General features: G+C 28.6%; 20 protein-coding genes and 3 tRNA genes. 13 read left to right on the top strand and 10 right to left on the bottom strand.

Going from position 1 to position 24,619, the window contains the following annotated elements; genetic code table 11:
• The first annotated feature begins 3 nt into the window (after positions 1-3).
• The 4 genes from clpP to HNR35_RS01180 are packed head-to-tail and all read left to right on the top strand — an operon-like array spanning position 4 to position 4,473.
• Complete coding sequence (gene clpP / locus HNR35_RS01195) at positions 4-588, top strand: ATP-dependent Clp endopeptidase proteolytic subunit ClpP (protein WP_095456353.1); 585 nt, start codon at positions 4-6, stop codon at positions 586-588.
• Between the two features lie 23 nt (positions 589-611).
• Positions 612-1,904, top strand: coding sequence for an ATP-dependent protease ATP-binding subunit ClpX (gene clpX / locus HNR35_RS01190; RefSeq protein ID WP_183223611.1), 1,293 nt, complete (start codon positions 612-614; stop codon positions 1,902-1,904).
• Entirely contained in the window at positions 1,891-4,281 is a 2,391-nt protein-coding gene (lon, locus tag HNR35_RS01185) for an endopeptidase La (protein ID WP_183223612.1), read from the top strand. Before clpX ends, lon begins: the two co-directional genes overlap by 14 nt.
• A 39-nt stretch (positions 4,282-4,320) precedes the next feature.
• Complete coding sequence (locus HNR35_RS01180) at positions 4,321-4,473, top strand: hypothetical protein (RefSeq protein ID WP_006433397.1); 153 nt, start codon at positions 4,321-4,323, stop codon at positions 4,471-4,473.
• 61 nt (positions 4,474-4,534) lie between these two features.
• On the opposite strand, the gene rpsD is transcribed toward HNR35_RS01180, so the two are convergent.
• The 3 genes from rpsD to HNR35_RS01165 form a co-directional block, all read right to left on the bottom strand.
• Positions 4,535-5,161, bottom strand: a complete 627-nt coding sequence (rpsD, locus tag HNR35_RS01175; RefSeq protein WP_006433396.1) for a 30S ribosomal protein S4 — start codon at positions 5,159-5,161, stop codon at positions 4,535-4,537.
• 28 nt (positions 5,162-5,189) lie between these two features.
• Positions 5,190-5,262: transfer RNA gene (locus tag HNR35_RS01170), tRNA-Met, on the bottom strand.
• A 67-nt stretch (positions 5,263-5,329) separates the two neighbouring features.
• Positions 5,330-6,697 (bottom strand): cation diffusion facilitator family transporter, encoded by a 1,368-nt coding sequence (locus tag HNR35_RS01165; RefSeq protein WP_183223379.1) that lies wholly within the window; start codon positions 6,695-6,697, stop codon positions 5,330-5,332.
• 120 nt (positions 6,698-6,817) lie between these two features.
• On the opposite strand from HNR35_RS01165, the gene HNR35_RS01160 reads away from it, so the two are divergent.
• Entirely contained in the window at positions 6,818-7,186 is a 369-nt protein-coding gene (locus tag HNR35_RS01160) for a hypothetical protein (protein ID WP_183223377.1), read from the top strand.
• Between the two features lie 18 nt (positions 7,187-7,204).
• On the opposite strand, the gene cdd is transcribed toward HNR35_RS01160, so the two are convergent.
• On the bottom strand, positions 7,205-7,645 hold the full coding sequence (cdd, locus tag HNR35_RS01155) for a cytidine deaminase (protein WP_006433771.1): 441 nt from the start codon (positions 7,643-7,645) through the stop codon (positions 7,205-7,207).
• 118 nt (positions 7,646-7,763) lie between these two features.
• Here cdd and HNR35_RS01150 point away from each other — a divergent pair, with 118 nt between their 5' ends.
• The gene (locus HNR35_RS01150) at positions 7,764-8,726 is read left to right on the top strand and encodes a DHH family phosphoesterase (RefSeq protein ID WP_183223609.1); all 963 of its coding nucleotides are present in this window, start codon (positions 7,764-7,766) and stop codon (positions 8,724-8,726) included.
• On the opposite strand, the gene HNR35_RS01145 is transcribed toward HNR35_RS01150, so the two are convergent.
• Entirely contained in the window at positions 8,704-10,299 is a 1,596-nt protein-coding gene (locus tag HNR35_RS01145; protein WP_183223375.1) for a glycoside hydrolase family 3 N-terminal domain-containing protein, read from the bottom strand. The two genes, HNR35_RS01150 and HNR35_RS01145, sit on opposite strands and share 23 nt — an antisense overlap.
• A 208-nt stretch (positions 10,300-10,507) precedes the next feature.
• Here HNR35_RS01145 and HNR35_RS01140 point away from each other — a divergent pair.
• Together HNR35_RS01140 and HNR35_RS01135 are read left to right on the top strand one after the other, a co-directional pair.
• A tRNA-Met gene (locus HNR35_RS01140) sits at positions 10,508-10,581 on the top strand.
• 13 nt (positions 10,582-10,594) lie between these two features.
• On the top strand, positions 10,595-11,149 hold the full coding sequence (locus HNR35_RS01135) for a DJ-1 family glyoxalase III (RefSeq protein ID WP_183223373.1): 555 nt from the start codon (positions 10,595-10,597) through the stop codon (positions 11,147-11,149).
• Between the two features lie 55 nt (positions 11,150-11,204).
• Here HNR35_RS01135 and HNR35_RS01130 read toward each other — a convergent pair whose 3' ends face one another.
• Positions 11,205-12,422: an acetate kinase gene (locus tag HNR35_RS01130; protein WP_183223371.1), complete on the bottom strand. Its 1,218-nt coding sequence runs from the start codon at positions 12,420-12,422 to the stop codon at positions 11,205-11,207.
• A 25-nt stretch (positions 12,423-12,447) separates the two neighbouring features.
• Positions 12,448-15,837, bottom strand: a complete 3,390-nt coding sequence (mfd, locus tag HNR35_RS01125) for a transcription-repair coupling factor (protein WP_183223369.1) — start codon at positions 15,835-15,837, stop codon at positions 12,448-12,450.
• A gap of 96 nt (positions 15,838-15,933) precedes the next feature.
• Here mfd and HNR35_RS01120 point away from each other — a divergent pair, with 96 nt between their 5' ends.
• The 3 genes from HNR35_RS01120 to HNR35_RS01110 all read left to right on the top strand — a co-directional run bounded on the left by HNR35_RS01120 (position 15,934) and on the right by HNR35_RS01110 (position 19,066).
• A complete protein-coding gene (locus HNR35_RS01120) occupies positions 15,934-16,896 on the top strand; it encodes a hypothetical protein (RefSeq protein WP_183223367.1) in 963 nt (320 codons plus the stop codon).
• Positions 16,856-18,952 carry a LysM peptidoglycan-binding domain-containing protein gene (locus tag HNR35_RS01115; protein WP_183223365.1) on the top strand — a complete coding sequence of 699 codons (2,097 nt, stop codon included), beginning with the start codon at positions 16,856-16,858 and terminating at the stop codon, positions 18,950-18,952. Before HNR35_RS01120 ends, HNR35_RS01115 begins: the two co-directional genes overlap by 41 nt.
• 42 nt (positions 18,953-18,994) lie before the next feature.
• Positions 18,995-19,066, top strand: a tRNA-Asn gene (locus HNR35_RS01110).
• Here the strand turns inward: HNR35_RS01110 and rnmV are convergent.
• Together rnmV and HNR35_RS01100 are read right to left on the bottom strand one after the other, a co-directional pair.
• A complete protein-coding gene (rnmV, locus tag HNR35_RS01105) occupies positions 19,048-19,593 on the bottom strand; it encodes a ribonuclease M5 (RefSeq protein WP_183223363.1) in 546 nt (181 codons plus the stop codon). The genes HNR35_RS01110 and rnmV overlap by 19 nt on opposite strands.
• A 2-nt stretch (positions 19,594-19,595) precedes the next feature.
• Entirely contained in the window at positions 19,596-20,867 is a 1,272-nt protein-coding gene (locus HNR35_RS01100; protein ID WP_006433660.1) for a M18 family aminopeptidase, read from the bottom strand.
• Positions 20,868-20,951: 84 nt separating this feature from the next.
• Between HNR35_RS01100 and HNR35_RS01095 the strand changes: the two genes are divergently transcribed.
• Positions 20,952-21,680 carry a hypothetical protein gene (locus HNR35_RS01095; protein WP_006433739.1) on the top strand — a complete coding sequence of 243 codons (729 nt, stop codon included), beginning with the start codon at positions 20,952-20,954 and terminating at the stop codon, positions 21,678-21,680.
• 29 nt (positions 21,681-21,709) lie between these two features.
• Here HNR35_RS01095 and HNR35_RS01090 read toward each other — a convergent pair whose 3' ends face one another.
• Positions 21,710-23,572, bottom strand: a complete 1,863-nt coding sequence (locus tag HNR35_RS01090; RefSeq protein ID WP_183223361.1) for a fructose-specific PTS transporter subunit EIIC — start codon at positions 23,570-23,572, stop codon at positions 21,710-21,712.
• An 89-nt stretch (positions 23,573-23,661) separates the two neighbouring features.
• On the opposite strand from HNR35_RS01090, the gene pfkB reads away from it, so the two are divergent.
• Positions 23,662-24,585, top strand: a complete 924-nt coding sequence (gene pfkB, locus HNR35_RS01085; protein WP_183223359.1) for a 1-phosphofructokinase — start codon at positions 23,662-23,664, stop codon at positions 24,583-24,585.
• Positions 24,586-24,619: the final 34 nt, after the last annotated feature.

The raw sequence follows: 24,619 nt of genomic DNA, 5'->3' as shown, positions 1-24,619 counted from the left end.
TTTATGCATAATTTAATACCCACTGTGATAGAGCATACTGGAAATTATGAGAGGGTATTTGATATATATTCAAGATTGCTTAGAGAGCGTATAATATTTTTGAGTGGAGAGATTAATGATCTTAAAGCGGATACTGTGATTGCTCAGCTTTTGTTTTTAGAATCAGAAGATTCAAACAAAGATATTTATCTTTACTTGAATTCTCCAGGAGGCAGTATTACCGCAGGTCTTGCGATTTATGATACTATGCAATATATAAAGCCTGATGTAAGGACAATTTGCATTGGGCAAGCTGCTTCAATGGGAGCTTTTTTGCTTGCTGCTGGTGCCAAGGGAAAAAGAGAATCCCTAACTTATTCTAGAATAATGATTCATCAGCCTTGGGGCGGAATAAGTGGTCAGGCTAGCGATATTAATATACAAGCTAATGAAATTTTAAGACTTAAAAAATTAATAATAGATATTATGTCTAATCAAATAGGGGTTGATAAGGAAAAACTGGCTCTTGATATGGAAAGAGATTATTTTATGACTTCAAGTGATGCGCTTAAATATGGTCTTATTGATAGTATCTTAGTTAGGGAGTAGTTTTATTTTTGGTAAAAATTTTTATGGCAAGAGTAAAAGGTCAAAAAGTAAAAGAGTGTTCTTTTTGTGGACTTAGCGTTGCTGAGCTTGGAGGCAATGTTGTTATATCTAATGGAGTAGCGATTTGTCCGGAATGTTCTAAAATATGTCACAATCTTTTTAAGGAAAAGTTGTGCAATTCGCTGGATTCTAAATCTAATGGTTTGCCAACTCCTAAACAACTTAAAGATCATTTAGATATGTATGTTGTTGGTCAAGAAGATGCAAAAAAAGTTTTATCTGTGGCTGTTTATAACCATTATAAGAGGATATTAAAAAATAATAAATATGATGATGATATTGAGATTGAAAAATCTAATATACTTTTGGTTGGGCCTACAGGCAGTGGTAAAACTTTGCTTGCAAAAACGCTGGCTTCAGAGATGAATGTTCCATTTGCAATAGCAGATGCTACAACTTTAACAGAAGCTGGATATGTTGGTGAGGATGTAGAAAATATTTTGCTTAAATTGATACATGCTGCTCATGGGGATGTTAGTCTAGCTGAGAAAGGGATCATTTATATAGATGAAATAGATAAAATTGCTAAAAAAAATGAAAACGTTTCAATAACAAGAGATGTATCTGGAGAAGGTGTTCAGCAAGCTTTGTTAAAGATAATTGAGGGTACTGTTGCCAATGTGCCCCCAAGAGGGGGTAGAAAGCATCCTTATGAGGATACTATTGAAATTAATACTCAAAATATACTCTTTATATGTGGTGGTGCTTTTGTTGGGCTTGAAAATATTGTTAAGAATCGAATAAATAAGAGTTCTATTGGATTTTCAGCAATTGAAAAAAAGAATATAAGAGAGGACACTTCATTAAAGTATTTAGAAATGGAAGATTTGATTAAATTCGGTTTGATACCAGAGTTTGTTGGCAGACTTCCTGTACATTCGTATCTTGAAAAATTAAGCAAAGAAGATTTGATGAGAATATTAGTTGATCCTCAAAATTCTATTGTTAAGCAGTATTATTATATGTTTAAAATGGATAATGTTGAATTGGTATTTGAAAAAGATGCATTAGAATCAATAGTAGATGAAGCTATTTTAAAAAATACTGGAGCAAGAGGTCTTAGGTCTATTTTAGAGGGTCTTCTTAAAGATGTTATGTTTGAGGTTCCTTCAATTAGTAAGGCTAAAAAGGTTATTGTTACAAAAGAATCTGTTTTAAATGCAGATATTAATCCATTAATTTTGGTGGGAAATGCAATTAAAAAACCTTGGTCAAAAGAGTTGTATGAAATCAATCTTAAATATGATAAAAAATAGAAAAGAAGATCTCCCAATTGTTATTTTAAAAGAAAATGTTCTTTTCCCAAATATGACATTGTGGGTAACCTTTGATAATGAGTATGTAATTAATTCCATAGCTCAATCCATGCTAGAGGAAAGATTAATTTTGTTTGCTTATCCAAATGAATCTAATTATGACGAATCCGGTAGGGAAGGGATTAAAAATTTATGTTCTGTAGGCACTTATTCTAAACTTATTCAGGTTATAAAGGTTAGCAAAGACGTAGTAAAAGTTTTAGTTGAGTGTCAAAGTAGAGTTCTAATAGGTAGTATTTTTAAAAAAAATGATTATTTGAGAGCCAAAGTTACCTTTGTGTCTGATGCTGGTGGATTAAATAGGGAGCTTTACACTTACTCTAAATTTTTAAAAGAAACTTATGAAGTTTATAGAAATTCCCTATCTTTAAAATCTTATGATAGCGATAATGAGCCAATTAATTACTTTGAGAATCCAAGCAAGCTTGTCGATATTATAGCCTCTAATTCAAACTTAGAAAATAGTGTAAAATTAGAGCTTTTGCAAGAGTTAAATGTTAAAACCAGAATAGAAAAATTAATTGTTAATTTAAATATTGAAATTGACCTTTTAGACCTTAAAAAAGATATTAATTCTAAAGTTAGAGCTAAGTTAGATAAAGGTCAAAGAGATTATTTTCTTTCTGAGCAAGTTAAAGAGATACAAAAAAGACTAGGTAAAGATGAAAACGATTATATTGATAGGTTAAATTCGAAAGATATTCCAGAAGATGTTAAATCTAAGATTGAAAAAGAAATTTCTAGATTATCTAAAATGCAGATGAACTCCCCTGATGCTAATATTATTAGAAGTTATATAGAGTTGATATTAGATCTTCCGTGGAATGAAAATACTGTTATGAAAAATCATTTAAGTGAGATTGAGTTTATCTTAAGAAATTCTCATTATGGCATGGATGAAGCAAAAGAAAAGATAATAAATTTTTTAGCTGTTTATCAAATTAATTCTAAGGTTAAAGCTCCCATTTTATGCCTTGTAGGGCCCCCTGGTATTGGTAAAACATCTCTTGTAGAATCTATTGCAAGATCGTTATCTAGAGAATTTGTTAAAATATCTCTTGGCGGTTTAAGAGATGAGGCAGAAATTAGAGGGCACAGGAGAACTTATGTTGGCTCTCTTCCAGGTGTTTTTATTAGTGCAATGAAAAGATCTGGTAAATCTAATCCCGTTATTCTTCTTGATGAAATAGATAAAATTAATAATAGTTATAAGGGAAATCCCGAATCTGCCCTTTTAGAAGTTTTAGATCCTGAGCAAAATTATAAATTTGTAGATCATTATTTAGAAATTCCTTATGATCTTTCTAATGTTTTATTTGTTACAACAGCCAATTCCCTTAATGGTATGTCAAAGCCACTTCTTGATAGAATGGAAATAATTAAAGTTGAGGGTTATTCTTATATTGAAAAGTTAGAGATTGCTAAGATTTTTTTGATTCCGAGTATAATTAAAGAAAGTTTTTTAGACAAAGTTTATATAAGAATAGAAGACGATGTTATTTTTAATTTAATTAGAAACTATACTATGGAATCTGGTGTAAGGGGGTTAAAGAGAGTTTTGACTAATTTAATTAGAAAGCTTGTAAGGGAATTGCTTTATGAGTATTCTAAAGATCAAATCATCAAAGGCAATTTTTATTCACCAAGTTCTTTGATACATGGAAATAATTCGCTTTTTACTCATGATCCTGATATTCCAGGTATTTATAAAATAATCAATATTAACAATTATTATAATTATGTTGATACTGAGTATAATTTGGATTTAATTAAGATTGATTCTTCTGGATTTGTTTATGGACTTGCTTGGACAAATTATGGTGGCACAGTCCTCCCTGTTGAGGCAACTAAGTTTGAGAAAAAAGGAGACATTATTTTAACAGGTAGTCTTGGGACTATTATGAAAGAGAGTGCGCAGCTTGCATATTCTATAGTTAAGACCTATTCTTCTAAACTTAATTTTGACGTAAAAGAAAGTCCCGAAATTCATTTACATTTTCCAGAAGGAGCAACACCAAAAGATGGACCTTCTGCTGGTATTACTATTGCAACAGCAATTGCCTCAATACTATCTGACAAAAAAGTTCCTTTGGACCTTGCAATGACTGGTGAGGTGACTTTAAAAGGTTTCGTTCTTCCTGTAGGTGGCATTAAAGAAAAAGTTTTAGCAGCTTATAGAAATGGTATAAACAAAGTTATTTTGCCCAAAGATAATAAAAAAGATTATTTTAAGCTTCCAGAAGAAGTTAAGGATAATATAGATGTTAAGTTTGTTTCCAGTTTAGAAGAAGTTTTTGATTATTTGAACATTATTTAAAAATTTACATATTTAAATTTATATTTTAGGAGCAGATCTATGAAAGATGGAGTTAGAAGGCCCTCAGGCAGCAGGGCATCTTTTAGTGCTAAACCTTATTCCAAAAGCTCGAGAAATAATAATAGTTTTTCTTGTTTTGCTAAAAATAGTTTGGGAAAAAATTTTTCAAAGAGTAAAAAGAAAGGTAAATAAAAAAGTGGCTTTAATCGGCCACTTTTTATTGTTTTAGGTAATACAAAAATAAAAGATATGTCTATGCTCTCTTAGAATAATACTCTACAACCATTTGCTCATTAGCAAGTGTAGGTATTTCATCTCTTGATGGAGCATGCTTTACTTTTATGTTTAAGTTATCAGCGTTTACTTCTATCCAAGTTGGTAAATTTCTAAGAGATGAAGTTTTTTCTATGTTTGACCTTATTAATTTTTTTAGACTGTCTTTTTCTTTTATTTGAATTTGATCATTTGCTCGTAATATTATTGAAGGGATAGTAACTCTTCTTCCATTTAATATAATAATACCGTGAGAAACTATTTGCCTTGCATGTGCTCTTGAGATTGCAAATCCAGCTCTATATACAACATTGTCAATTCTTCTCTCAAGTATTGAGAGTAAGTTGTCCCCGGTGACACCGTGATGTTTTTTAGCTTCTTTAAAAGTGTTGGTTAATTGTCTTTCGCTTACGCCGTAAGTAAATTTTATCTTTTGTTTTTCTATCAATTGTTTTCCATATTCTGTGATCTTAGCTTTTCTGGCTTTTCCATGCATTCCAGGAGGATGTGGCTTTTTTTTAAGGATTTTGTCATATTTTGGCTGCTCAAAAATGTTAATGCCAAATCTCCTTACCAACTTACCTTTAGCTATTTGTTTCCTATTCATCAATTCCTCACATATTAAAAATAAAATATAGCAGGGATAGGACTCGAACCTATGACCTTCGGGTTATGAGCCCGACGAGCTACCAACTGCTCTACCCTGCGTCTTACAGTTTAAAATGTTAACACAACTTTATTATAAGTGTCAATTATTTATTTGTTATTAATTTAATCAAACTAAGAAATGTATATCATTTATTTCTTTATATTCTTGTTTTATTATTTTTCTAATATTTTCTGTTTTATTTATGAAACTTTGAAAGTCATTTTCTGAATTTAAATTTATTTTGATATAAAGCACAAGTTTGTTGCCTTGATTATGGAAATTTAGTGTTTTAAAGTTTGTATGTAAATTTTTTAATGTGTCTTTTACGCTTCTTTTAAGATCTATATTTTGTTTTGAGAGTAAATTGTTTGCGTTATTTATTATTACGTTAAGCCCCTCTTTTATTATGATAAAGCCAATAAATATAGACATAATTTTGTCAAAGCCACTCCACATGTAAGTTGCAAGTAGTAAGCTTAGTGTAATCCCGCCATGCGAGAATATGCAGTTTTTATCAGCTGAAGCTAATGCTAAGAGAAGTTGATTATTATATCTTTTTCCTATTTGGAATTTTGTTAAATATTCTATTATTTTCACTATAAAAAAAATGAAGGGGATCATTGGTATCCATAAGCTTTTTTTAAGGGATTTATTTGAAAATATTTCTAGTATATTTTTTTTGTCTTCTTCGTTGTGGTTGTGGTTGTGGTTGTGGTTGTTGTTGTTGTCGTTGTCGTGCGAGTGACCATGGTCATCTTCATGTATATTATCATTTTTATTTTTGTTTTGGTGTATGTGCAGATTAAATCCAGACTCTCCTCCAAGAGTTATAAATTTATTTAATCCGGTTGTATTTAAAAATAGTGTAAATCCCGCCATTAGTATGATTATTCCCATGATAAAAGCTATTAAGCTTTCCATTAGTTTGTGCCCATGAGGATAGTAAATGGTTTCAGGTTTGCTTGTAATTTTTAAACTAAAGTAAGTTATTGTAGATAAAACAAAGTCGGCCATGACATGGAAAGCGTCAGCAATAAGTGCAAATGAGTTAAACAGTATTCCAACAGTAAGCTTGGAAGATATTGATGCTACTTCGGTAAATATAGAGATTATTCCTATTCCCATTACAAATTTATCTTCTTCTATTTCAGATGCTAATTCTTTTTTATATTGAGAATCTTTGTTTTCAAATCCCAAACTTAAAAGCTCTTCTTGTATTTCACTAATTTTGCATGAAATTGTTTTAAATTTATTTTTTTTACCATAATGAATTAAATTGCTAATCAGTATTCTTTCTATACCTTCTGATTTAAAATCATCACTAATATAAAAATGAATTAGTTCAATTTGATTGCCTTTTGCTTTTGTTTTAAGATTTGCAATTAATTTTGAATTATTTTCAATATAAACGATGTAGACATCTTCTTTTTGTAAAGGATCTAGTTTTAAATAATCAAATTTATGAATGTTTTTTAAACTTATTACCTTGACCATAATTGTAACATTCTCCTAGTTGTTGCATAATTTTGTTAATGCAGTATTAATGCTACATTTTATCATTTATTAAATTCAAGCTCAATCTTGATTTGTTAAGATAAAAGTGAGGAATATTTTATGCGGCAAGCAGATTTTTTTGTTAAAAAATGTAAAAAACTTATTTTAAATAGTAGCAATTTACACAGTTTAATTGAGAATCTTAAAAAGATTTTTTGTGATATTTTAAAAGAGTTTGACAGAAAGTCATTAGAGGATATATTCAATTATTATTATGAAGCTTATGATTTTAATAATAATTTATACAGCTTTGTGGAAAAATTTATTCCAATTATTAACTTTTTATTATTTGAAAACTTAGAATATGATTTTAATGCTGATGAGAAAAAACTTATTTTAAATGTATTTGATTTATCTGCCAATACTCTTGAAAGCGACAAATTAAATAGGCTTGCAAGCGCTGTAATTTCTCTAAAGATATTAGATTAATTTAACTTTTGCAAGTTGCTATTGTGTTACTCTTTGTAGCTCTTTTTGATCAAAAGGAACTTTAAGCAAATCTTTTAATGTATAAATTTTTGTTGGCATTTTGTTTTCATTAAATGAATTAGATTCTGTTATTATTATTTTTGTATTTTGATCAAAAAATTCTGTCATTACTTGTAGGCATATAGCACATGGAATAGCTTCAGGGCTTGTGTTAAGTAATAAAAAATCTATTGTTTGTACACCAATTTTTACAATCATATTTGAAATAGCGTTTCTTTCTGCGCAACAAGTTGCTCCAAAGCTTGCATTCTCAACATTTGTTCCAATAAAAAAATCGTTTGTTTCAGTCTTAATGCAGGCACCTACTTTGAATTTTGAATATGGAGAATATGAATTGTTTCTTGCTTTTTCTGCCATATAAAATGCTTTATTAATATCTTCTTGTTTTGGTTTTTTCACAAATTTCTCCCCCGTTATATTTTATTAACTCTTGTGGTTTATTTTATTGAAATATTGTAATATAGTCAATGTAAAATAAGCTAAAAACTTGTTTTGCGGAAGGTTTTTGAATTTTATTATGAGGGATGTTATTAATTTTATTAAAAAGTATAATAATTTTATTATTATTGGGCACAAAGATCCTGATTTTGATTGTATAGGTTCGTCTTTAGCTTTATCGTCTTTTCTCTCAAGAATTGGTAAAAATTCTATTTTATTAAATGAAGGTCCTTTTGTTAGAAAAGAAATAATTCCCTTTAGGGATAAATTTTTATCTGAATGGCCTAATATTGAGCTTTCAGATTATTCGGTTATTATTTTAGATTGCTCAATTTTAGATAGAATAGGTGATGAATTTATATTTTATGTAAAGGATATGCCTATTTTAGTAATTGATCATCATATGTCTGGTGAGAAATTAAAATGTGTAGGTTATATTGATCCTTTTGCACCCTCTACTACTTTTTTAATTGAAAAATTAATAAGAGAGTTTGGGTATGATCTTACAAAAGAAGAGGCCTGGTATATTTTAGTGGGATTTTGTACTGATACTGGTTTTTTTAAATTTATTTCAAGAAGTGATCCAGAGCCTTTTGAAATGGTTGCAAGATTGGTTTCAAAAGGAATAAGTCTTAAAGAAGTTTATAGCTATATAGAAGCAACTAAAAGCTTGAAATCAATAGAAACTCTCAAGTTAATGTTAAACAGTCTTGAATCTTATTGGAATGGAAAGGTTTTGTTTACATCTTTATCTTTTTCTACTTTTAGCAAAGATGGTAGCGTTATTGGGGTTAATGAACTTTTTTATATGATTTTAAGTAATGTTGAGAATAATGAAATTTTAGGTATTTTAAAAGAAATGGAGGATGGTTCGATTATAGTTGGACTAAGATCTAAAGATTCTTTTAATGTTGGAAAATTGGCAGAAGATTTTGGAGGTGGGGGGCATAAAAATGCTAGTGGGTTTAGAATTAAACAAGGTTCCCTAGAGATTGTAAAAAATCGAATGCTAGCATACATTAAGGATAATATTTATTTATAACATTCCTTAAAGGAATAGTTCCTTTTGGATTAAAGTCTTTAGTGAGTGTTAAGAATCCAGATTTAAATGCCAGAGGTGTTGTTCCATAAATAATTACTATGTTTTTTATCCAATTTAATTTTTTGATGTGTTGAGGGGTAAGAGATACAATTACACTTATTCTATCTTTGTATTCTTTTAAATTTTCTAAATATTTCAAGCTTCCTGGTGTTGATAAGTTAAAGATAACTTGTTCAAAACTTTTAATTAATTTTTTAATTTCGTCGAGTTTTTGGAGATTAATCTCGTTTAAGGGATAATAGTTATAATAATAAGCATATGTATTTTGAAATATTTTTTTGCCTTCTGCAATCATTTTATAGTAAGGAGATATTATAAGGGTTTTTTTAGTTTTAGATATTTCTTTTTTTATTCTTACTTTTGTAATACCCCTTAATGTGCTTTGTTCGAAAAATTTTTCACCTTCTTTTGAATATATTTTCTCATCTTTATTGAAATTAGGATAAAGATTAGATTTGTTTATATTTTCTTTTAAGTATGTCAATTTAACTCTTAATATTCTTTTATTAGATTCAATAATATTGTTTTTTATTTCTAAATCTTTTTTCATTAAGTTTAACAGCATATTGTAAGCATTTTTTTGTATATTTTCATTTAAAGATATTAAAAAAATGTCACTTTTAGTTCTAACTATTCTTTCAATTGTATTGTAGATACTTTCATTATTGTATTTTGCTGCGCTCATTAATAGGTCATCAGTAATTATTATATTATTATATTTTAATCTTTTTCTTAGTATGTCTTTGATTATTTTTGTTGAGGATGATGCAGGAATATTTTCTCCATTTGTAAGATTTGGATATGCTAGATGGCCTGTCATTATTACCGGGATGTTTTCTTGTATTAATATTTTATATGGCATAAGTTCATTTAAGTTTATTTCTAATAAATTAGAATTTATTATTGGAATATTTATATGGGAGTCAAGAGTAGTATTGCCGTGTCCTGGAAAATGCTTTGCAGTAGAAATTATTCCTCCTTGTTTTTGTCCTTTGTAAAAGGCCAGAGAAAGAAGTGATACTATTTTAGGGTTATCTGAATATGTTCTTGGACCTATTGCGAAATTATTTTCGTCGCTATATATATCTACTATGGGTGCAAAATTTAAATTTATTCCAAGCCGACTTAATTCTTGTGCTATATAATACCCTGTATTATAAGAATCTTTTGAAGACAGAGATGCTGTAATTCCAAGATTACCAATTGTTTCTGATGTATGTGGTTTTATGTGGTTCGCCAATCCCCCTTCTTGATCTGTTGCTACAAATAAAGGAATTTTAAATTTATTATTTTGAGATGTTTTTTGAGCTTTATTAATACTTTCTGTTAATTTTTTTAAATTTTTTGCATTCCATCCAAAAATTTTAATTCCCCCAAGATTCTTTTTACTTATAAAATCAAGAACAAAATTTGTTATTGATTGATTTGGATAGCTTATCATGAACATTTGTCCTAGTAGCTCATGATCTTGCATTTTACTTACCATTTCATGTATTAGTTTTTCTTTTTCCATCGTGTCCCAAAAATCAATGGAAAAGCAATTGTTAGCTATAAAAAGGATAATAAGATAAAAATTTCTTTTCATTTAACCATACAAATAATAAATGCTAAATTAGATATATGTTTATTAGCAAATCATTTTGTATTATACTTTATAATAATGCTTTAAATAATAACATTGACAAAGCATTGTTGAATTTATACACTTAATAAAAGTTTAAGCTGATGTAGCTCAGTTGGTTAGAGCACTCGGCTCATATCCGAGTTGTCGTGGGTTCAAGTCCCTCCATCAGCATTAGAGGTTGTATATGGTAGTAGGAATTATTCTTGCAAATGGCTTTGAAGATATTGAGGCTATAATCCCGATTGATATTTTAAGACGGGGTAATGTTAATGTTCAAGTTATCAGTGTAAATGATAGCAATGTTGTGACAAGTTCAAAAGGCGTTTCTTTTTCAACAGATGATGTAATATCAAACTGTAAGGAAAATTGTTTTGATTTAATAATTCTTCCCGGGGGTATGCCTGGGTCTACTAATCTTTTTAATTCAAAAGAATTGGATTTAATTTTAAAAGATATGAATGCTAAGGGTAAATTTATTGCAGCTATTTGTGCTTCTCCAGTAGTAGTGCTTGCTGCTAAAGGTCTTTTAGGACTTAATAAGTTTACATGTTATCCAGGTTTGGAAAAAAATGTGCTTGATGGTGAGTTTGTAGATAAAAATGTTGTTAGGAGTAATAATTTTATTACTTCTAAAGGGGTTGGAACTTCATTTGAATTTGCTTTTACTCTTCTTGAAATAGTAAAGGGAAGGCAAATAATGGAAAATGTTAAAAAAGCAACGTTACTTTGTGAGAGTTAAATATAAACTATTTAAAATAATTATAGTCAGTAAATCAAATTTTATATTTTTAAAGTTATAAATTTTTTGGAATTAAATTGTAAATGTCTTCAAGAATGGTTGATTCTTCGTTTGTTGGTATTACTAGTATTTTTACTTTACTCTTAATGGTTGATATTTCGGATTCTAAATTTTTGTTTTGAGCCATTTCATTTTTTTTAAGGTCCAGCTCTATTCCAATTTTTTCAAATCCTTTTAGTGAAAGATTTCTTACTTCATAATCAACAACACCAATCCCACCTGTAAAAACCATTGCGTCAACATTAAAATCAAGGATGGCAATGTAAGATCCAATATATTTTTTTATTCTATATGTCATTATTTCTACTGCAAGTTTTGATTGATAATCCCCTTCTTCAATTTTGTTCCAAATGTCTCTCATATCATTTGATTTTTCAGAAATTCCTAGCATACCGCTTTCTTTATTTAACATTTCTTCAATTTGCTTAGTGGTTTTATTTAATATGGTGCTCATCAAATTAATAATTGCTGGGTCTATGTCACCACTTCTTGTTCCCATTGTAAGACCTTCAAGTGGAGTAATTCCCATGCTTGTGTCGTAAGATTTTCCATCTTTAACAGCATTAATGCTTGCTCCATTTCCTAGATGTAATATTATTAAATTTAGATTATCTATTTTTTTATTTAAAATTTCTGAGGATCTTTTTGTTATGTACGAATAAGAAAGACCATGAAAGCCATATTTTCTAATATTATGTTTTTTATACCAAGAATATGGGGTTGCGTAAAGAAAAGCGTGTTCTTTTATAGTTTGATGCCATGATGTATCGAAGCATAAAACTTGTTTTGTGTGTGGTAAAATTTTAAGTATTGTTTCTATTGCAATGATTGCACTTGGATTGTGAAGTGGTGCAAGTTCGGAAATTTCTTTTAATTTATTTAAAATACTGGTTTTAAGAATTATTGAACTTTTAAAGTGTGATCCCCCATGCACAACCCGATGTCCTATTATTTTAATTTCACTAATAGTTTTAAGGATTTTTGAATTGTTATTTAACAATATTTTAAACATTTTTTCTATTGCTTTTTGGTGATTTTCAATTCCTTTTTCAAATCTTTCTGTTGTTGATCCGTCAGTATTTATAATTTTTATGATTGATTTTTTCTCTTTTATTTTTTCAATAATTCCAGATATTAATTTTTTTGAATTTTCATATTGATAAATAGCAAATTTTAATGAAGAACTTCCTGTGTTTATGATTAATATTTTCATTTTTTCCCCTTTTAAGTTTGATAAGCTATGTGTTTGTTTTAAGTAAGTTAATATTTTTATATATGTAATTCATTTTGTCAGATTTTTCAATAGTTTTAAAGCTTAAAAAAATTGATTTTTGATACGATGGATTTAGCATCAATAAATTAGGTTCCTTTTGAAGTATTTCTATTATTTTTTCCATAGGGATACTTTTTGTATTTTTATATTCTATTTCTAAACTCCCAATTGTTTCTTTTATTTTTTTTATGTTTAATTTTTTTGCTAAAATTTTAAGTTCAGCTAACATTAATAGATTATTTATTTCTTTAGGTATTGGACCAAAGTTGTTCTTAATTTCTGATCTTATCTTTTCACTTTCTTCTTCAGTTTGAATTTCAAAGATTTTTTTATAGATTAGTATTTTAGTTTGTTCATTTTTTATATAATTTTCAGGAATAAAGCCACTATAGTTAATTTCAATATTAACTTCTTCTTCTTCTTCTTTTGATAATGATGATATTTTTCCCATTTTCTTTTCAATTGCCTTGTTTAGCATTGTTAAATAGTAGTCCAAGCCAATCGATTCAATTTCTCCATGTTGTTCTCTACCAAGTAAATTTCCAACACCCCTTATTTCCATATCTTTCATAGCTATTTTAAATCCTGCTCCTAGATCTGAAAATTCGGTTATTGCTCTTAGTCTTTCAATAGAGCGCTCATTTAGTTTCTCGCTATCTTGGTATAAAAAATAAGCATAAGCTTTTTTAGATCCCCTTCCAACTCTTCCTTTTAGTTGATATAATTGCGCAAGTCCAAACTTGTTTGCATTATTAATTATTATTGTGTTTGCATTTGGGATATCTATTCCATTTTCAATTATTGTTGTTGCCAATAAAATTTGATACGCTTTTTTAATAAAATCGTGCATTATGTTTTCAATCTCAATTCCTGTAAGTTTTCCATGAATTATTGCAATTCTTGCATAAGGAGTTAATTTTTCAATTAGCGTTTTTAAGTAATACAGCTCTTCAATATTATGATTTACTAAAAAAACTTGACCATCTCTAGATAGTTCATTTTCAATCGCATGTTTTATTAAAAGTTCACTAAACGATTCTAAATAAGCTTCTATTTTTACTCTGTTTTTAGGCGGAATTTTTAAAACAGAAATATCTCTGAGTTTAATTAGTGACATATGAAGAGATCTGGGAATTGGTGTTGCAGAAAGAGCAAGGCAATCAACCGAGATTCTTATTTCTTTAAGCTTTTCTTTTTCCTTTACACCAAATCTTTGCTCTTCATCAATTATTATTAACCCCAAATTTTTGCAGGAGAATTTTTTTGAAAGAATTTTATGTGTTCCTATTATTATATCAATTTCTCCACTTTTCAATTCTTTTAAAATTCGTTTTTCTGAGTTGTTTTTTATAAATCTGCTTAATACTTCGATTTTGATTGGAAAGTTTTTGAATCTTTTTTTAAATGTATTGAAATGTTGTTCTGCTAAGATAGTTGTTGGAGAGAGTACAATAACTTGTTTGTTTCCCATTACAGCTTTAAAAGCAGCTCTCATTGCGACTTCAGTTTTTCCAAATCCAACATCTCCACAAAGAAGGCGATCCATTACTTTAAAACTCATCATGTCTTCTTTTATTTCTTTTATTGCTGTTATTTGATCTGGAGTTTCATCGTATGGAAATTCAGATTCAAATAACAATTGTAATTCGTTATCTTTTGGGTATTTAATACCCTTAATACTTTCTCTTTTTGAATAAAGTTCTATTAATTCGTCTGCAATCTCCTCGATTCTTTTTTTTGCGTTTGCTTTGTTTTTTATCCATGCTTTAGAACCAATTTTATCTAATTTAATATTTTTAGGATCACTTCCGATGTATTTTTGGATTAAATTTGTTTGTTCAATTGGAATAAATAGTCTTTCTCCTTCGGCGTATTCAATCTCAATATAGTCTTTTTCAAGAGCACTTGTTTTTATTCTCTTTATTTGCCTGAATATACCAATTCCATGATTTATGTGAACTACATGACTATTTTTCTCAATCTCAATAAAAGAGTTAATGGCTTTTGTTTTTGAAGATTCAAAGGATTTGTTTATTTTTTGTCCTGTATTAAAGATGTTTGATTCAAGAATGATAGCAATTTTTTCTTCTTCTATTATTAAAGAGCTAGATATTTTTAAAACCTCAATTGATATTTTTGGTAATTCTTTGAAAATGTATTTAAGTTTTTCTTTTTGTGATTCAGATTCTGCTGCAATAATAATTTTAAACCCATTTTTTAGCCAATTTTTAAATTCTTCTTTTGTAAGCATAATATTTGAAAAAAAGCTTCTCTCACTTTCAATTTTAAACTCTATAACTTCTTTGGATTTAGAACTTTTAATTTTTGAAAATAAAATATCGCTTTTTAGATTGAAGGTTTTAGAACTTAGTAAAATTCTTTTTGGATCAATTGTATTCTTACCAGCTGCTTTTGCTTCTTTGTAAAGATTCTCGTATTCTTGGTGTATTTTTTCAATTTCTTTTTCGAAATTATTAATTTCAAAGCTTACAATAGGTGTGTGTTTTTCAATCTCATTACTTAAGTAAGTATTTGCTACTAGTGGATAAAACATTTCTTCTGTTTTTGTTTCTTTTTTAAAATTCAACTCTTCAAGAATCTTTTTATATTCAACAGATTTAATCTTTGTTTTTAAGTTGTTAATAACTTCATCATTCCAAATAATTTCTTTTTTTGGAAGAACTTGGAATTTCAAAATTTCATTACCCTGTTTTAATTGTGTTAAAGGATCGAATTTTCTTATTTCTTCTATTTTATCGAAGTTGAGTACAATTTTTATGGGGCTTTGTTCTCCAAAAGGGTATAGGTCTATAATTTCTCCTTTTATTGTAAATTCTCCTGGAATTGTTACTCTGAGTGTTTTTTCATATCCTAATGTTATAAGAGTTTTTTCAATATCTACTGTATTAATCTTAGTATTTTTTTCAATTTTGTATACATTCTTTAGTAATGTATATTTATCGGGTATTTTACTAAGCAATGATTTTAAGACTGTAATATATATTCCAGGATTTTTTTTATAAAAATTGATCAAGAATTGGATTCTTTCGTTAAAGATCGCACTTTTTGAGCCAATTCCCTTGTATACAAGAGGGCTGAAATAGTTAAGCTCAAAGATTTGATTTGTAATTACTTTTAAATCATTTTTGATTTTATCTAATGTGTGTTCATCTTTAACTATTAATATTATTTTTCCGGTTTTACTATATTCTTTTATTTTTTTAATTAAAAAAGCTTTGAAAAATCCTTCATATCCTGTTAATGAAAAAAATGTGTTTTGTTCTAAAAATTCTTTCATTTTTTTTAAATTGGAATTATTTTTTAATGTTATTGTTAGTTCTTCATCTATATTCATTTTTTACCTTTTTGTTTAATTAATTTAGTATAATAATATACTATAGGTATTATTACTTTCTTTATATATAATGTGGTTAGGTTTTGAGGGGAGCTTATGAAAATTAGAAAATTGTTTTTTTGTATCTTTTTTACGAATATTTCTTTTGTTTTGTTTGCTGGGGATTACAAGGGCCTTGATTTTAAAATCAAGTTTTTTAATCAATCTATTTATCGTGTCAATAGCAATGTTTTTATTGAAGTTTCTCTTAGTAATTCGTCTGACAGTGTTTTAACTTTAGAAATAGGGGATGTCAATTCTTTTAGCTTTGATTTTGATGTTACTGATACCACCAATATTAAAGTTAAAAGACCTATTGAATATGTTAAAAGTAGATCTAAAAATGTTGCTATTCCTGTTAGAAATATGAGCTTGAGACCTAATGAAAAGTTTTCTGTAGTTATTAACTTAAATCAATTTGTTAAGTTTAGTAAGGATGGAGTTTATTTTGTTAAGGGTATTTTTTTCCCAGACATTTCAGATCCATTTAAGAAAAAAGAATCCAATATTATTACGCTTTTTTTAAATGATAGTTTTGATGAAAATCCAGGAAGTATAGATCTTGTTAGTTTGTCTGAAAGTAAGGATATCCAAGATATCTTGAAAAAGAAAAAACTATCTCCCGATGAGATTGTTAAATATGTATTAAATGCGTTGCAGCTTGGAAAAAAAGAAAAATTCTTTTTATATCTTGATATTGAGGGCTTGTTATTAAATGATAAAGGCAAGGCATATCTTTATAAACAAAAGTTATCATCTGTTCCTAATAAAAATGTAGTTGAAGAGTATAAGGAATATTTATGGAATTCTAATAATTCAGATATTTCAAAAGTACCAAATGAATTTTCTATTATTGAGACAACTTATTCTGATACTGCAGGTAAGGTGATTGCTGATTTGTATTTTGACGATGGGCATTTTTATATTTCCAAAAGATATACTTTTTTCTTCAAAAAATATGATTATTATTGGATAATTTATGACTACATTGTTCAAAATACTGGCATTAAGGAAAAGTAAAACGTTTTATGTTTTACAAATTATAGAACTTATTATATTATTTTATTTTTTAATAATAAGTCCTGTTAATCTTAATGCTGATTTTGAGTATAAGGTTGTCAAAGGAGATACTCTTTTTTCAATTGCAATTAAGTATAAAGCCAAAGTAAACGATCTTAAAAGGATTAATAAGCTTAATGCTGACAATATTAAGGTAGGCCAAATATTAATTATTCCAAGTGATTCTAATTTAAATCAAAATATTACTCATAAGGTTAATCATTCTCTCGATTCGCTAGAATCTGTTAAGAAGGGGGTAATTCTTTATACCGCAAAGGAAGGTGACACTATTGAGAGTGTTTCAAAGCTTGTTGGGCTAAGTCAAGAACAGATAATAGCTTGGAATAATTTGCGCTCTAAAGATCTTAAAGTTGGAATGAAACTTGTCTTAACTGAGCCTGATTTTTTAAAACCTTATGTAGTTAAGAAAGGCGATTCACTTTCAAAACTTTCTCAGGATTTTGATATTAGTTCTAAGGATATTTTAAAATTTAATTTTCTTAGTGATGATAAATTAAAGATTGGTCAGCAGCTTTTTTTAAAGAAAGCTACTAAGAATGTTAATTTTCATTATGTGAAAAAAGGTGAAACTCTTGGTAGAATAGCTTATATTTATGGTGTTAAAGCCAAAGATCTTGTAACTCTTAATGGCAATCGGGCTGTTAATCTTAAAGCAGGTTCATTGTTAAATGTTTTAAAGATTGTAGATGATGATTTAGAAAAGCCTGTTAAGGGGGATTTAAAAATTGAGAAAAAAACAGACAATCAGTTTATCTATCATTCAGTTGCTGTAGGGGAGACTTTATATAGCATTGCTAGACATTACGGGGTTTTAATTGAAGATCTCAAAAATTGGAATAATTTAAGTAGCAATAATATTATGCACGATCAAAAATTGAAAATTTTTGATAAAAAACTTTTACTTGATTCTTCTATAGCTAAATCTAAAAATAATTTATATATTAAAAATAAGGTTGATTCTAGCTCTAATTCTTCTAATAAAGTTAAAACAATAGTTAATCTTCCCTCAAGTAAAAACAAAAAGTTGAATTTAAATACTTTTGGAATTACTACTAATCAAGGTCTTTTTGATATTAACTCTTTAGTTATTTTAGACTCCAAAATACCAATATTTGAGGTTGTTGGTGATTTTTATTATTGGTATAGACCTAAAAAGATAAGTCAGCCAAGTGAATTTTATTCAGAGGATTGGCATTCTCCTTTAAATTCTTATAAAAAGGCTACTCAACTTTTCAAAAGTTTTGAAAAATTGGTAAATTCTAGGTTTAATAAAGGATCAAGACTTAAAGATAAGTTAATAATTCTTGATCCCGGTCATGGGGGTCTTGATCCTGGGGCTATTGTTAAGTCTAGAGATGGTCTTGGAAACGAAGTTTTTGTTGTTGAAGATGAATATGTGTATGATATCGCTTTAAGGCTTTATGTATACCTTAAAGAAGAGGGTGCTAATGTTGAACTTACTATTTTGGCCCCCGATCATTTAATTAGGAATAGTGTTTTTGCTAACAATACTTTTGTTAATGTTAAAAATGAGGTTTACAATGATTATGATCTAAATAAAAATGATACTGTTGATTCCTGGATAAACGGTACTCCATCAGGTCTTAAAAAAAGATTAGTTGTTGTTAAAAACATTGTTAGTAAATATAAACACATTAAAGATAAGGATATAGCCTTTTTTAGTTTACATGCAGATAATAGCGTTGGAGCACCTAAGAGTATGGGGTTTTATTATCAAAAAGATGACGAAAAAAAATATGATATTCATTCAAAGTCTGTAGCAGAAAAAATTACAGAAGGAATGAAAAGAAGTTTTTACATTAAAGGTCAAAATCTCCATGTTTTAAGAAACAATGTAGTAATGACTAAGCTTTTAATAGAAGTTAGAAATTTAGCATTTCCAGAAGAAGCTTGGTCTATTAGATCTTCTAAGCTTAGAGATCAAGATTCTAAAATTCTTGCTAATGGGATTTTAAAAATATTAGAAAATAATTGACAAAATTTTTTAAATTTAAGATAATGTTTTTAGTGTTCAATTTCCCCTATAGCTCAGTGGTAGAGCGGGTGGCTGTTAACCACTAGGTCGGAGGTTCAAGTCCTTCTGGGGGAGTTAATTAAAGTTAATTGTCTTTTTAGCTCTGTTTTTGTTATTTTAAAGTAATTAAGTCTTTCTAAGAGTTTTTTATTGTTTCCATGTCCCAGGCAAAGGTGCTTTTGGATTTTTTGTTTATTTTCTTTTGAGTTTTCTCCTATTATGCGAAGTTCTAACAAATCGCTTAATGTTAATAAATCTTTTTGATTGTTTTTAGACAAAGTCCCAACTTTTTTAAGTATTTTTATTATTTCTGTTTTATTTACTGATTCAACTTCGGTATCTTTAGTATTAAGATATGCATGTTTGATTTTATTATTTTCTCCTAGATGTTTGACTAGTTTTTGTCTAATAATATTTCCAGATTTATCACTATCTGTTAGGATTATTATTCCTTTGTATTTCAAAGCTTTTTTCAGTAATTTAATAGTTTCGATTTTTAAAGCAAATCCTTTCGTTTCTATTACTGTGCAGTCAAAAGATTCTTTTATTCTTTTAAGATCATCTTTTCCTTCAACTACAATGATTTCTTTTATTTTTTCCAATTTTAAATTCCTTTTTCAAAAAAAGCCCTTAGCAATTTAATTGCTTCTATGTGATCAGATATTGATACTGTTTCGCGTAAGGAATGCATTGCCCACATTGGTGTTCCAATGTCAATAGTTTCTATTCCTGTTATTGCATTTGAGATTGGACCGATTGTTGTGCCTGAAGGAACATTTGCTTTCATTATTATTTCTTGAATCTTAATATTATTTTCATTAGCTAAATTTTTTAATCTTGCAAATCCCTTTGAAGTTGTTGCATATCTAAAATTGGCGCTATTTTTGACAACTACGCCTTTGCTTAGAGTTGCTTGATAGTTTGGGTCATGTTTAAATGCATATCCTGGATGAATGCCATGAACGCTGTCAATCGATATATTAAATGATTTGTTTGTTTTTATTAAATGCTCTTCTCTGGTTAAGTTAAGAGCAAGATCGATTCTTTCTAAAACTTCTGATAAAAAATTAGAGTCAGCACCTCTTGAGGTTAAAGATCCTACTTCTTCGTTATCAAAAAATACAGCTATTTTATTTTTATTATTATTTGTATGAACATAAGAATTCATGATTGCGTGGCATCCCGATTTGTTATCGAGATTTTTAGAAGTTAAAAATTCTCCCTCAGTTCCTATGATTTTAGAAGGTTGTGATTCTGTAAATATTAGATCACAGGATAGAAAATTTTCATATTTTATTCCAAGTTGTTCTAAGATATTATCTTTTATTGTTTTTTTAGTACTGTTGATTACTGTTAAGTTGTCGTGAGTATTATATACAAATCCTTCGTTAATTTGTCGGTTTAAATGTATCGCAAGGTTTGGAATAATTCCTATGTTTTCAATATTGATTAATTTTGAATCAATATTGTCATTTTTTTTAAAATATACAATTCCTGCTAAGCTTAAGTCTCTGTCAATCCAAGTAGAAATTATTGGGCTACCATAAATTTCAATGTGATTGTAAAACACCCCACCTTTTTTTTCTGTTGCATCTATTTTTAATTTTAATCCTGGGCTGTCTGTGTGTGCAGTTGCTATTAAAAACGGTTCATATTTTTTTTCAACATCAATGTTAAAAGCAATAATGCTAGTTCCTTCTTTTTTTATGTAATACGATCCTGTTTTAATTTGCCATTTTTCATCAAGTTTTAATTGTTGTGCATTAAAATAAGTTATTAATTTCTCTTCAATATAGTTTACTAAGTGATAAGGGGTAGGGCTATTGTCTAATAGACTTTGAAAAAATTTTGGCTCTAGTGTTTTATCGTACGCCATAGTTGTTCTCCTTTAGTTTTATTGCTTTATAGTTACATATTTTATTATAATAGTTTTTAGTTGTATATTAGTTGGGAGTTTGTTATGAGAAAGTGTTTTTTTTTCAGCTTGAGTTTATTGTTTATTTTTTTTGCTTGTAGTTCTAATGTTGAAATTGAGCTAAAAGATGATATTAGCGGTATTGTTTCAGTATTTATTAATGTTAATAAAGAATTTGAAAAAATTAGAAAAGAACTCTTAACAACTTTAGTGGGAGAAGAAATTGCAAATATGCCTCTTTTCCCTGTAGATGAAATAAAAAAATACTTTAAAAATGGAGAGGAAAAGTTTGGACTTAAGCTTTTGAGTATTAAAACCCAGGGAGACTCTATTAATTTAGTTGTTAAGTTTGATAATTTAATTAAAATTTTGGGTGATTATATAGAAAAATCTGATATATCTGTGTTTAAGATAGAAAAAAAAGATGGTAAGAATATTATTGAACTTAATATTAATTTGGAAAATGCTACTAAGAATATTAATGAAAATAAAGAATATATTAGTGATGCACTTGCTGCTCTTTTGCCATCAGATGAGATTCCAATGTCTGCTGAAGAATATAAAGATGTTTTGGTATATTTTTTATCGGATTTTACTTCTAAGGCAAGTGAACTTATTGACAATTCAAAACTTAATCTTATAGTTAAGACTTCTAGAAATATTCAAGAACAATTTGGATTCAAACAGATTAACTCAAACACACTAAAGTTTGAGATAGACATGGTTAAAGGGTTGAGTCTTGAAAGCCCAATAAAACTTAGATTAGTTTATTGACAGAAATTCAAGAACATAAACGATTAAGTTTATATTCTTGAATTATATTCTTTTTTAAAAATTCCTATTAAAACAGCTGTTATGATTGATCCTACTAGGATAGATAGTATCCACATTAATGGGTTTACTACTATTGGTAGAATAAATATTCCGCCATGTGGTGCTATAACTTCCACCTTGAAAAGTGCAGAAATAAATCCCCCTACAGATGAGCCTAGTATGCATGCGGGTATTACTCTTAGAGGATCTGATGCTGCAAATGGAATTACCCCTTCTGTAATAAAGCATGCTCCCAGAAAATAACAAACTTTTCCAGATTCCACTTCTTCTTTTGAGAACTTGTTTTTAAATAAACTTGTAGCAAGGGCAATTCCTATAGGTGGCGCCATTCCTCCTACCATTATGCTTGCATGAGGAATATAATTTTTTGCAGTTATCATTGCAATTCCAAATGCGTATGCAGCTTTATTTACAGGTCCTCCCATATCTATTGCCATCATTCCTCCAAGTAAAGCTCCAAGTATTGCCATATTAGTTCCGCTAAGTTGATTTAGTATATCTGTTATTGATTTATTAATAAATGATATTGGGCTAAGCATCACATATATTAAAATCCCCGAAATTATGACTGATAAAAAAGGATAAGTTAATACTGGATTTATTCCTCTTAAATTGCTAGGAATGATTTTGTCAGATATTTTTTTTACAAGTAGCGTAACGTATCCGGAAATAAATCCTGCTAGGATGCCTCCCAGAAATCCCGCATTTCCATTGCTCATCATTAATCCTGTAATCATTCCGGGTGCAAGCCCTGGTCTTTCTGCTATGCTAAATGAAATATAGCCAGCAAGTATTGGGATCATTAATGCAAATGCGCTTCCACCGCCAATTTGCATCAGAATATCTGCTATTTTATTGTAGCTTGGGTCGTTTATATCAAATGCTTTGATTCCAAACATAAATGATATTGCTATTATTATTCCACCTGAGACCACAAATGGGAGCATAAATGATACTCCATTCATTAGGTGTTTATAAATTCCTATTTTTTGGTTTTGTTTAGGGTTTTTGGCGGGTGTGTTTGTTTCGCTTTTATAAATTTGTGCTTTGTTTTTGAGAATTGTTTGAATAAGCTCTTTTGCTTTGTGTATGCCGTCTTTTACGCCTACTTCTATTAAAGGTTTTCCGCTAAATCTTTCTTTATTGATAGTCTTGCCAGATGCGATAATGATTCCTTTTGCATTTTTTATTTCTTCTTCTGTTATTGGGTTTTCGGTTCCACTAGATCCATTTGTTTCTACTTTTATGTTTACGTTTAATTCTAAAGCCGCTTTTTTCAGGCTTTCTGCTGCCATATACGTGTGAGCTATTCCCACAGGACATGCTGTTACGGCAAGAATGAAATCTTTTTTTGTATTTAAATCATTAGATTCATTTATATTGCTATTATTCATAATTATTTCTAAAAATCTATCTTCATTATTTGTGCTCATAAGTTCATGTCTTAATAAGTTATTGCTAAAAGTATTACTTAGATATGATATGGCTTTTATGTGCGTATTGCTAGGGGTTTCTTCGGGGAGAGCCATCATGAAAAACAGTTTTGAAAGTTTTTGATCAGATGAGTTAAAATCAAATCCATCACCATTAACTCTTAAAATAGCAATTCCGTGGTTTTTAATAAAATCACCTTTTGCATGGGGCATGGCTATATGTTCTTCAATTCCTGTTCCGTTAATTTCTTCTCTTTTTTTAATTTCTTTTATGAATGTTTCCATGTCATTTAAGTATCCATTTTCATTAAGCATGCTAGCCATTTTTTTAATTACATCTTCTTTGCTGGTTGCGTTGTAATTTAAAACAATCAAATTTTTGGAAAATAAATTTTGCATAATAATCACCTTTATATATTATATAGTGTATATATATTTATTAAATTTTACATTTATTTAATTAATTTTATCAATTAAAGGAGATTATCTTGATATATACTCTAACACTTAATCCCTCTGTGGATTATAAAATAGTTTTAAAAGAATTTCAGGAAGAAAGTCTTAATTATGCTTTGAATAGCAATTTCTTTGCTGGTGGTAAGGGAATAAATGTAAGTACTGTTCTTAAAAATTTAGGAAAACCTAGTACGGCTCTTGGATTTTTAGGAGGTTTTACGGGAGATTATATAAGATCTTCTCTTGATTTTAAGGGTATAAAAAACGATTTTATTAAAATAAAATATAATACAAGACTAAATATTAAAATGATAGCAAATGGCAGAGAAACAGAAATTAATGCTAATTCTCCAGATATTTCTGAGAATGAATTTGAACTTTTGAAAGATAGGCTTAAAAGTTTAACAAATAATAGTATATTGGTGATGTCAGGGAGTGTTCCTGCATCTCTTGGCGAGGATGCATACAACGAAATATCTAATAGCATTTCTAATGATGTTAAGCTTATTATTGATACTAGTGGAAAACCTTTAAAAAAAATTCTTAGATTAAATCCCTTTTTAATAAAGCCTAATATTTATGAACTTGAGGATCTTGTTAATGCTAAATTTAATTCTACAAAAGAATTGATTAAAATCGGGAAAAATCTTGTAGAAAGTGGGGTGCAAAATATGATAATTTCTATGGGAAGTGACGGAGCTATGTTTATTGGTAGTCAAAATGTTGCTTTTAGGGCTTTTGTTCCAAAGATTAACTCTATTAGTACCATTGGGGCAGGAGACTCTGTGATTGCAGGATTTGTGTATGCTTTTGATAATGGAAATACTTTGAAAGATTCATTCAAATTTGGTGTTGCAGCTGGTACAGCTACGGCATTAAAAGGTAATCTTTGTGATTTTCAAGATGTTAAAAAGATGCTTTGTGAGATTAGGGTTGAGGACATTTGTAATATTTGATTTTTAAACTTTACTGTAGCTTTTAAAAAGCTAC

Source organism: Borreliella spielmanii, from assembly GCF_014201705.1.
In the GTDB taxonomy this organism is placed as follows: domain Bacteria; phylum Spirochaetota; class Spirochaetia; order Borreliales; family Borreliaceae; genus Borreliella; species Borreliella spielmanii.
The sequence above is the reverse complement of the archived record's forward strand: the minus strand, read 5'-3'. Positions and strand labels throughout refer to the sequence as shown.

Excerpts from the sequence above, each read along its gene's own strand:
- clpP (WP_095456353.1), top strand. The coding sequence starts at position 4 with ATGCATAATTTAATACCCACTGTGATAGAGCATACTGGAAATTATGAG.
- clpX (WP_183223611.1), top strand. The coding sequence starts at position 612 with ATGGCAAGAGTAAAAGGTCAAAAAGTAAAAGAGTGTTCTTTTTGTGGA.
- lon (WP_183223612.1), top strand. The coding sequence starts at position 1,891 with ATGATAAAAAATAGAAAAGAAGATCTCCCAATTGTTATTTTAAAAGAA.
- HNR35_RS01180 (WP_006433397.1), top strand. The coding sequence starts at position 4,321 with ATGAAAGATGGAGTTAGAAGGCCCTCAGGCAGCAGGGCATCTTTTAGT.
- rpsD (WP_006433396.1), bottom strand. The coding sequence starts at position 5,161 with ATGAATAGGAAACAAATAGCTAAAGGTAAGTTGGTAAGGAGATTTGGC.
- HNR35_RS01165 (WP_183223379.1), bottom strand. The coding sequence starts at position 6,697 with ATGGTCAAGGTAATAAGTTTAAAAAACATTCATAAATTTGATTATTTA.
- HNR35_RS01160 (WP_183223377.1), top strand. The coding sequence starts at position 6,818 with ATGCGGCAAGCAGATTTTTTTGTTAAAAAATGTAAAAAACTTATTTTA.
- HNR35_RS01150 (WP_183223609.1), top strand. The coding sequence starts at position 7,764 with ATGAGGGATGTTATTAATTTTATTAAAAAGTATAATAATTTTATTATT.
- HNR35_RS01145 (WP_183223375.1), bottom strand. The coding sequence starts at position 10,299 with ATGGAAAAAGAAAAACTAATACATGAAATGGTAAGTAAAATGCAAGAT.
- HNR35_RS01135 (WP_183223373.1), top strand. The coding sequence starts at position 10,595 with ATGGTAGTAGGAATTATTCTTGCAAATGGCTTTGAAGATATTGAGGCT.
- HNR35_RS01130 (WP_183223371.1), bottom strand. The coding sequence starts at position 12,422 with ATGAAAATATTAATCATAAACACAGGAAGTTCTTCATTAAAATTTGCT.
- mfd (WP_183223369.1), bottom strand. The coding sequence starts at position 15,837 with ATGAATATAGATGAAGAACTAACAATAACATTAAAAAATAATTCCAAT.
- HNR35_RS01120 (WP_183223367.1), top strand. The coding sequence starts at position 15,934 with ATGAAAATTAGAAAATTGTTTTTTTGTATCTTTTTTACGAATATTTCT.
- HNR35_RS01115 (WP_183223365.1), top strand. The coding sequence starts at position 16,856 with ATGACTACATTGTTCAAAATACTGGCATTAAGGAAAAGTAAAACGTTT.
- HNR35_RS01100 (WP_006433660.1), bottom strand. The coding sequence starts at position 20,867 with ATGGCGTACGATAAAACACTAGAGCCAAAATTTTTTCAAAGTCTATTA.
- HNR35_RS01095 (WP_006433739.1), top strand. The coding sequence starts at position 20,952 with ATGAGAAAGTGTTTTTTTTTCAGCTTGAGTTTATTGTTTATTTTTTTT.
- HNR35_RS01090 (WP_183223361.1), bottom strand. The coding sequence starts at position 23,572 with ATGCAAAATTTATTTTCCAAAAATTTGATTGTTTTAAATTACAACGCA.